This is a genomic window from Hungatella hathewayi WAL-18680 (assembly GCF_000235505.1).
In the GTDB taxonomy this organism is placed as follows: Bacteria; Bacillota; Clostridia; order Lachnospirales; family Lachnospiraceae; genus Hungatella_A; species Hungatella_A hathewayi_A.
In genome coordinates this window covers 614,772-623,022 of the sequence record NZ_JH379027.1, presented here as the reverse complement: position 1 = coordinate 623,022, position 8,251 = coordinate 614,772, and the positions used below count along the sequence as shown (strand labels likewise).

At 52.2% G+C, this 8,251-nt stretch carries 5 protein-coding genes; all 5 read right to left on the bottom strand.

Translation table 11 applies throughout. From position 1 onward, the window contains the following. Positions 1 to 55 precede the first annotated feature (55 nt). Complete coding sequence (locus HMPREF9473_RS02875; RefSeq protein WP_242830768.1) at positions 56 to 487, bottom strand: hypothetical protein; 432 nt, start codon at positions 485 to 487, stop codon at positions 56 to 58. Between the two features lie 12 nt (positions 488 to 499). Continuing rightward, a complete protein-coding gene (locus HMPREF9473_RS02870; RefSeq protein ID WP_006778555.1) occupies positions 500 to 3,757 on the bottom strand; it encodes a glycoside hydrolase family 3 C-terminal domain-containing protein in 3,258 nt (1,085 codons plus the stop codon). Between the two features lie 67 nt (positions 3,758 to 3,824). Next, the gene (locus tag HMPREF9473_RS02865) at positions 3,825 to 5,768 is read right to left on the bottom strand and encodes a glycoside hydrolase family 2 protein (RefSeq protein ID WP_006778554.1); all 1,944 of its coding nucleotides are present in this window, start codon (positions 5,766 to 5,768) and stop codon (positions 3,825 to 3,827) included. A gap of 164 nt (positions 5,769 to 5,932) precedes the next feature. After that, complete coding sequence (locus tag HMPREF9473_RS02860) at positions 5,933 to 7,204, bottom strand: sensor histidine kinase (RefSeq protein ID WP_006778553.1); 1,272 nt, start codon at positions 7,202 to 7,204, stop codon at positions 5,933 to 5,935. After that, positions 7,204 to 7,968, bottom strand: a complete 765-nt coding sequence (locus tag HMPREF9473_RS02855) for a LytR/AlgR family response regulator transcription factor (RefSeq protein WP_242830767.1) — start codon at positions 7,966 to 7,968, stop codon at positions 7,204 to 7,206. The genes HMPREF9473_RS02860 and HMPREF9473_RS02855 overlap by 1 nt, the downstream gene beginning before the upstream one ends. Between the last annotated feature and the right edge of the window lie 283 nt (positions 7,969 to 8,251).

The following is an 8,251-nucleotide window of genomic DNA, read 5'->3' as shown; positions in this document are numbered from 1 at the left end:
CCCGGTTCGTTGGTTGTATTTTTTTGTCGTTTCCTCACTCATTTACTTTCTCCCGTTATACTTCCTTTACAGACCTTGCAAATGCACCTGCAATCAGAAACAGGATAGCAATCAGAAAGCAGGCAAGTGACGTTGCAGTCGCATAGAATACGCTCCATCCAATCATATTTCCGGAGTTGTAGGAAAACAGACCGGAAATCAGCAGGATACGGTCACTGATAACGCTGCCGATCACAGCAGAGAACAGGCCAATCGCCGCCAGGATGGATACGGTGCTGATATAATCATGGTTGCCAAAACGGTTTGGTGCGTAGATAGCCAGGATTACCAGCACGATTCCTATCACCGCTTCCACTAAAAGTTTCGTGAGCGAATGAAGTGCGTAGGCGCTGGTCATGTTGCTGCATATCACCATCGCCACCAGTCCGGCGATGCCAAGCACGGTAGCAATCGCATTCAGGTAAAATCCTGCGCCCTGTTTTTTCATAAAAGCTGCCATTTATTTTCCCTCTCTTTCCCTGCGTTTTCTGGAAACCACATACAGTACCGCACAAATCAGCGTCAGTAAACCGGATACGCCGATGGCTCCCATATAAATTCCACGCCACCAGGTCATGGTCTGCACGATGCGGGTCGTACTGTTGTAACGGTTCATCAGGTTACTCTGGCTCAGTGCATAGAGAACGTTGTGTGCGGACTCTTTTACCGCGTTCTGCAGTCTTGCGTCGCCTAAGAGCAGCTCCGCACTCACTTTGTTTCCGTCTACCTGTGCCGCAAATAAGGAGCAGTTATCCAGTGTGGTGCTGCCGTAGAAACCGGCGATACCACGGGTATCAAAGCAGGTAGTTCCGGATGCCAGCACCGCGCCGTAAAGGTCGGTATCGTCATAGATATCGGTAACCGCGTACCCCTTGAAGCCCCACTCATTTTTCAAAATGTTGGTCATCAGTCCGTAGCTGGCGGTACATTCTACCGGACCAATCTTACTGAAGGATACCATCAGTCCGCGCATGCCGCAGTCCTCTTCCTCGGTATCATACTTGTCAGCCTCAAATGCAATCTGGTAAGCGCGCAGTTCCACCTCGCGGGCACGCTGCTCCAGCATGTACGGTGCAACACCGCTTCGGTTTGTCTCCTGGTCGTTGAATGCAAAATGCTTTGGTGCGGCAATTAAGCCGTAGTCCAGTGCGCCGATGGCAAATTCCATAGCCGCATTTCCGGCCAGTACCGGGTCCTCGGAGTAATACTCGCCGTTACGTCCGTTGTAAGCGTGACGGTGGGTGTTAAGACCTGGTCCCCACAGAATCGGGATGCCGGTGAACAGGGACTCCTCGCCCACAAACTCACCTACTGCCTTGTAAAGGTCCGGGTTAAAGGATGCCGCCACTAACGGTGCATTTCCAAAAATCTCCGGATGCCAGTTGCCGTTGGGGTCATCCGCTGAGATGGTCCACGGAGCTCCCGTATCCTTGGATGCGTTTAAGTTCACGGCAATACCGTTTCCTGCATTCTCTGTCATGTAGGTCTCCACGGTTCCGATGGAGCTGACGCCTGGGATACTTGGACCGCCGAAGGTCGCCACGTACTGTGCCTCCTCCAGAGTCATCTTGTCTAACAGAGTCTGCCAGCTCTCGTCGTCAAAATCCTTGTCAAACATCTCATAAAACATCAGACTGTTGTCCACGCCCCACTTGATGGCGGAGGTGTCATCGTCGGTCTGAATGGTGTAATAGTTACCATTTGTATAGTCAATCATATCCTGGCTGGTCAGCGTCATGGCGTCATACTTCTTAGGATAAGTAGCTTCCCAGTCGCTGCGGCTTAAATAGGTCACTTCGCCTGGCTGGAAATAGTTCCAGTCCGCATAATCCAGCTGGTTGCTGATTTTCTCGCCGGTCTTGGATACGGCAAATGCGGTTCTTGCGATAAAGTCCTCATCAATCTCACGCTCGTAAGCCATGGCACTGTTGCTGTCTCCGGTCAGCTTGGACGCGTCAATGCCCTGCTTTGCCATGATGTTGTTCAGCGCGTCATGAGCGCCGTTACCCACTGCAAAGTAGTATTTTCCCGGATCAAGGACATAGGTTCCGAAGGTGCCGTCGCCATTGTCAAAGCTGTTGTCGTAGCTGGCAATATACTGAAGGTCCACTTCCACACTCACAACCTGGGACTCGCCCGGCTGAAGCTCCTTCGTCTTATCAAAGTTTAACAGCTGTACTGCCGACTTCTCCAGTCCGCCCTTGGTGTAAGGCGCCTGTCCGTATACCTGGACAATGGATTTGCCCGCCATATCGCCGGTGTTGGTTACTTTTACATTAAACGTAGCTTTTGCGTCGTATGCTCCGGTCTCCGGGTTCATGGAAATGTTGAACACCGGCTCCCCGTCCAGTTCCTGGGTAAAGTCCGTATAGGACAGACCGTAGCCAAAGCCGTAGGCCACTTCTTCGTCGTAATTCCATGCGCCTCTGGAAGCGTAGGTTCCTGCCTTGGAGGCAGCGTTGCCCTGTCCCAGCACGGCGTCATAGTAGCGTGTCTCATAGTAGCGGTATCCCACATAGATGCCTTCCGCCTCAATCAGGTAGGTTCCCACGTCGCCGCCGAACTGTCCGGAGCCACGGGTAATCACATCGTCCGCGTTGGTGAACTGGAAATGTCCCATGTTCTGCATCGCAGGAGCTGACAGATTGCTGGTGGCATAGATATCCGGAAGACCGCCGGAAGGACTGGTGCGTCCACACAGGATGTCAGAGACACCCAGCATACCGTAGCAGCCTGGGAAACCAATCCACAGGATGGAATCAATCTCGGAATCATTCTTTAAATCGCCAATCTCAACAGGAGTTGCCGTGTTAATCAGAACGATAACATTGTCACTGGACTCTTTTGCCAGGGAAATGATATCCCGCTCGTTGGCCGTCAGCTGCAGCGGCTCATCGGCGCCCAGCCCCTCGGCGATTCCGCCCGGCAGATAGTCGGTGGACTCCGCGCTTGGGCGGCTGATCACCACGATGGCTGCATCACTGTACTCCTTTAAGCTGTCCTTGTAGGCAGGATTCGCATTGCTGATCTCCGCGATAGAAGGCTCACCCGGGTCGTACACATTGGCGCTTCCCTCGTTCTCCGCATGCAGATAGGTTTCATTTAACTTGGAATACACTTCTGTCATGACAGGGTTGATCTCATAGCCTGCGCCCTCGAAATCAAACTCATCCCCGCTCCAGGAGCCCACCGTCAAATCTCTAGTCACTTCCCCGGTCTGACGGTTGGTGTTCATGCTGTAAGTGATAGTGTTTTTAAAATCGGTGCGGTTCTGGGACAATGCCTGCTCCAGGCTTATGTACGGTCCCTGAGCCTTCACGCCGAAGCTGGAACCCATGATGGAAACATGGGAACGGATTCCAAACAGGGTCACTTTCTTGTTTCCCTTCAGCGGAAGTCCCTGTCCGTTCTCGTCGTTGTTCTTTAACAGAACGGCGCCCTCGGCCGCCTGCTGGCGGTTCAAATCGATGGCCTTCTGAATCAGGGCCTTGGAATTGCCGGTGCCGTCCGCATTCAGAACGTCGGCTGACGGGCTGAACTTGTCGTACAGCGGGTCATCCGGTGTATCTTCGGACACGAATTTCTCACTCTGGGTTCCCAGGGTGGTGTCGATGGTGGCCTTGTAGCCTTCGGCTACGCTGCCGATGATAATGGAAAGGGCAAATATAAACGTAAATAACGCTGCAAACCCTCTCCAGAGACCTGTTTTTTTCATCATTTTTTTCTTTCTCCTCCACAAAATGGTTTCAATATTCCTGCCTGACAGACCTGCGCCCTCCCAAGCCTTACACCCAGTTGGCGCTTGTCGTCTTCTTACTGCGCAGTTTGTAGTCCGGATTCTTATCGGCGGTATGTGTCACGGTGATTTCCCCGGTACAGGCCCCTGCCACGGCCTTGATTGTGGTGCTCTTTCCTACCTCTCCTAACGGCACCGTAAAGCGGAATACCCGGCTTCCGGTCTGTGTCTCCATCTCCCTGCCGTCCACATACAGCGTCACAGACGGCTGGTTGGAATAGACCGTCACAACCGTGTTCTCCTCCGCCCGGTCCGTATAGCGGCTTCCGCAGACATGGACAAACGCCTCGTCGCTCCAGTAGGCTTTGTACAGATAGAAGCTGTCCTTCTTTATCTTCCTGTCAAAGGTCACCAGCCCTTTGTGGTTCATGCCCGGCTCCCCGCCCTGGTCTCTGGCATCCGCCGCGAAATCAAACATGTTCCACACGTGGGTGGCCCACAGGTAGGGATTGCGCTCAAAGCACCGGAGCATGTACTCGTGGTACACCATCTGGTATTCCTCCGTGTGGTCTCCCCTGCGGGGCTTCGAGGAATGGAGATTCGTCATCGCCTCACAGCCGTACTCGGAGTATCCCAGACACCGCTTCGGATATGCGAAATGAAAGAATTTCATCCACAGATCGTTCAGGAACAGTCCCGGGACATACCAGCCCAGATACAGATTCCAGGACACCAAATCGGTGATGTGGGCCGACCGGTTGAAGGGGCCGCACACCGCGTAGCAGGCCAGCGCCGTGGGACGGGTCTTATCCATCTCATGGCAGAGGTCATTCAACATCCGGTGGTTGTCCAGCATATCCTTCTTATCTTTGGTGGAGATGGTGATCTCATTGGATACCCCCCAGTTGACGATACAGGGATGGTTGTAATTCTGGACAATCAGTTCCTTCATCTGGCTGACGGTATTCTCCCTGCCATTTGGCATGTGCTCGGAAATATAGGGGATTTCCGCCCACACCACCAGGCCGTACTCGTCACACAGGTCATAGAAATACTGGTCGTGCTGATAATGGGCCAGACGCACACAGTTGGCCCCAATCTCACGAATCAGTTCCATATCCCGTCTGTGATGTTCCTTCGTCAGCGCATTGCCAATCCCCTTCCAATCCTGGTGACGGGACACGCCCCGCAGCGGGTAACTGCGGCCGTTTAAGAAGAATCCTTTTTGCGCATCCACGGAAAAACTGCGGACGCCAAACCGGCTGCTGACCGTATCCACCTGCTCTCCCTGAACCATCAGGCGGGCGGTGGCGGTATACAGATACGGGTCCTTCAAGCCGTCCCAGAGATGTACCTTCGGGATTAACAGCGTACAGTCGGCTCCGATTCCGGAGACCACTTTTTTCCCGTCTCCATCCTCGATATCGACGTAGACCTTGACTTCGTTCCCACTCTCCGTGACATTTGCAAAGGTCCGGATTCTCACCACGCTGGTGTCGCCTTTTACCTCCGGTGTGATCTGGATGCCGCTCCCTCCGTAATAATCCATGTCAAAATGAAGTCTGTTCAACACAATCAGATTGACATCCCGGTAAATACCGCCGTAAAACGTGAAGTCCGCTTTCTGGGGATAGACCCGGTCGTTGACGCTGTTGTCCACCGTGACCTCCAGCAGATTGTTCTCTGTCAAAACGTCCGTCACATTCACCCGGAAGGTGGAATAGCCGCCGTCATGGGTGCACACGGGGCTGCCGTTTAGGGAAACCCTGGCGCTGGCGTTGACTCCCTGGAATTCCAGATACACCTGCTCCTCATCCTTATTGAACTCCGGCATGGCCAGCTCTCTCCTGTAAATGCAGGAACCGCGCCAGTAATCGTTGCCGCCGTCCTGCCCGTCTATGCTGTTCCATGTGTGGGGAAGATGCACTGCTTTCGTGGTCCCGTCGGGGCCGGTAAACTGCCAGCTTTCATTCAAATTAAGAATTTTTCTCATGTCTCACCTTCTTTCTTTGTGCTATCTGCACACACTATAACAAAAACTTTTTTCTTCGTAAGCATTTTTTCCTAAGTGGTCTTTTTCAAAGTCTAAGTGGTTGCGGGGCAAAAAAAGAGAGTGAAGGTCCCGTTATTTATGGAACTTTCACTCTGCTATTCTTGTCAATGATCCTGTTCTGTGAGAGGAATCAGAATCTTGAGAGAGAAGATATTTTCATCCGTGTCGATCTTCATAAAGCCGTTGTACTTTCCTACGGTGTGGCGGATGCTCTTCAAACCGAAGCCGTGATATCCGTTCTTCGCCTTGGTGCTGACCGGCATGTCGCCGTCAAACTCCAGCCGGCTGCCGATGGGGTTCATAATATTGATAATCAGAAACTGTTTGCGGACATAGACCAGCACGTCGATCATTCGCATCTCCTGGTTCTCCAGCTGGCGAACGCTCTCCATGGCGTTGTCGATGGCATTTCCAAAGACGGTGTACAAATCCACCGGGTCAAAGACGTCCATCTTCCGCCCGTCGGCAATGCAGTTGACCTTGATATTGCTGGCCGCGCAGAACAGACTTTTCTCCGTCAGCACCGTGTCCAGCACCTCATTTCCCGTCTTTACCATGGAATCGTAGATGTTGACCGACTCCTCCACCTCCCGCAGGTATTTCTCCCGCTCCTCCGGGCTCTGGATGGCCCGCATGGCGGCAATCTGGTGCTTCAAGTCGTGGCTCTTGTGGTTGATCAGCGCAATGGTCTCACGGGACAGCTCGTACTGCTCCTTCTGCTGGTGCCACAGCTGGTTTAAGGTATTCAGCTCCTGCTTCATGGCGCTCTTTTTGAACAGCGCGTTCTGGAGATAGAGAATGGTGACGCAGTAGCACTGTATCAGCAGGATAATCCATGTGTACATGCCTTCCACCGCCCCATACCGGTTCCCGGTCCGCAATAAATCAAACAGTATCTCGAACACCACCAGCAGAAAGATAGCGGATGACAGCTGCCTCGGCCCCACCTGGTAGACGCCATTCTCTGACATGTACTTTGAGATGGTGAGTCCCGCCAGCACAAAGATGGCCAGCGCCAGCACCAGATTCAGCGCCATCAGAAGATGGGCCGGCAGATGTTGAAAACGCAGCCCGAACACGTAAGTGAGCTCATAAACAATCTGCTGCATAATCACCGCCCATGTGGCACAGTAGACCACGTCCCCGAAGGGCACCGCGGTGCAGAGATAGGCGCCCAGGATACACAGCAGAAAATGCACGGCGGCCCGGACCAGCGTGATATCGGGAAGAAAGAAACCTTCTCCCACCAGCAGAATGCTTCCGGCCAGAACCACCGCGGACAACCGCAGTCCATAGTGAGACCGGTGTTTTAACGGCCACATTTGAATCGCCAGCGCGATCCAGAGCGTGGCAATCATCTCAATCAGATATCTCATCACATCCCCATCCCCATATAATCTGTCAGCGCCGACAGAAACGCCGTCTTGTTTCTCCGGCTGATTTCCAGTTCATCGCCGGCGACTATCACAATATTCTTTCTGATTTCGGAAACGTGCTGGAGGTTCACCAGATACCAGTGGTTGCACCGGACAAAGTGGCTCTCCCGCAGCAGCTCCTCCGCCCCCTGAAGAGTTCCCCGCACCGTGAAGACTCCCTCGCCGGTGTGGTAGTGAAGCATCCGGTTCTGCACTTCTATGTAATGGATATTCTCCGCCTTCAGCCGTTTGATGCCGTCCGGCAGATTCAGCAGGACCTCTTCCGTCTGCCGCTTCTTCACTCTGGCAATCGCCCGCTCCAGGCGGACCGAAAAGGTGTAGTAATTCAACGGCTTCAACACGTAATCCAGAGCCCCTACCTCGTAGCCATTGATGGCATACTGGGCCATGTTGGTGATAAAGACCAGAACCACGTCCTGATCCATCTTCCTGATTTCCCTGGCAGTGTCCATGCCGCTCAATTCGCTCATCTCAATATCCAGAAGAATGATATCGTACTGGGAATGATAATGCTCCAGCAGCTGGCTCCCGTCACAGAAGGTTTCCGTCCGGATGTCTCTGTTTTTTTCTTTTGCATATTGTTCAATGTATTCCGTAATCTGCTCGATGTAAATGTTCTCGTCATCCACCACAGCTATCCGCAGCATGATTTTCCTCCTGATTTGATAGGTAAGCTCCGCTTCCGGGCTCATTTTCGATATCATAAGTATACCATAATCCGTATGGACACTCTATCTTTTTTTGTTCCCGTAGTCTTTCGTGTTCACATTTTATTCAAAAAACATTCAAAAACCTTTTACACAAACAACATTGTTTCTTCACGATTACCGCATATACTATAACCATAGACAACAAACAAAGTTGTTTAGACAATGCTTATAAGATTTTTTTCATAATACTCGAGCTGATAATATTTATTATCAGCTCTCCTCCCTTTTATCCCTTAATTTTATAGTAAATGCCCTCTCCAACATGGTTTCGGAGAGG

Bases quoted from the DNA above. Each gene is read 5' to 3' on its own strand.
- HMPREF9473_RS02875 (WP_242830768.1), bottom strand. From the start codon at position 487: ATGAAAAAACAGGGCGCAGGATTTTACCTGAATGCGATTGCTACCGTG.
- HMPREF9473_RS02870 (WP_006778555.1), bottom strand. From the start codon at position 3,757: ATGATGAAAAAAACAGGTCTCTGGAGAGGGTTTGCAGCGTTATTTACG.
- HMPREF9473_RS02865 (WP_006778554.1), bottom strand. From the start codon at position 5,768: ATGAGAAAAATTCTTAATTTGAATGAAAGCTGGCAGTTTACCGGCCCC.
- HMPREF9473_RS02860 (WP_006778553.1), bottom strand. From the start codon at position 7,204: ATGAGATATCTGATTGAGATGATTGCCACGCTCTGGATCGCGCTGGCG.
- HMPREF9473_RS02855 (WP_242830767.1), bottom strand. From the start codon at position 7,968: ATGATATCGAAAATGAGCCCGGAAGCGGAGCTTACCTATCAAATCAGG.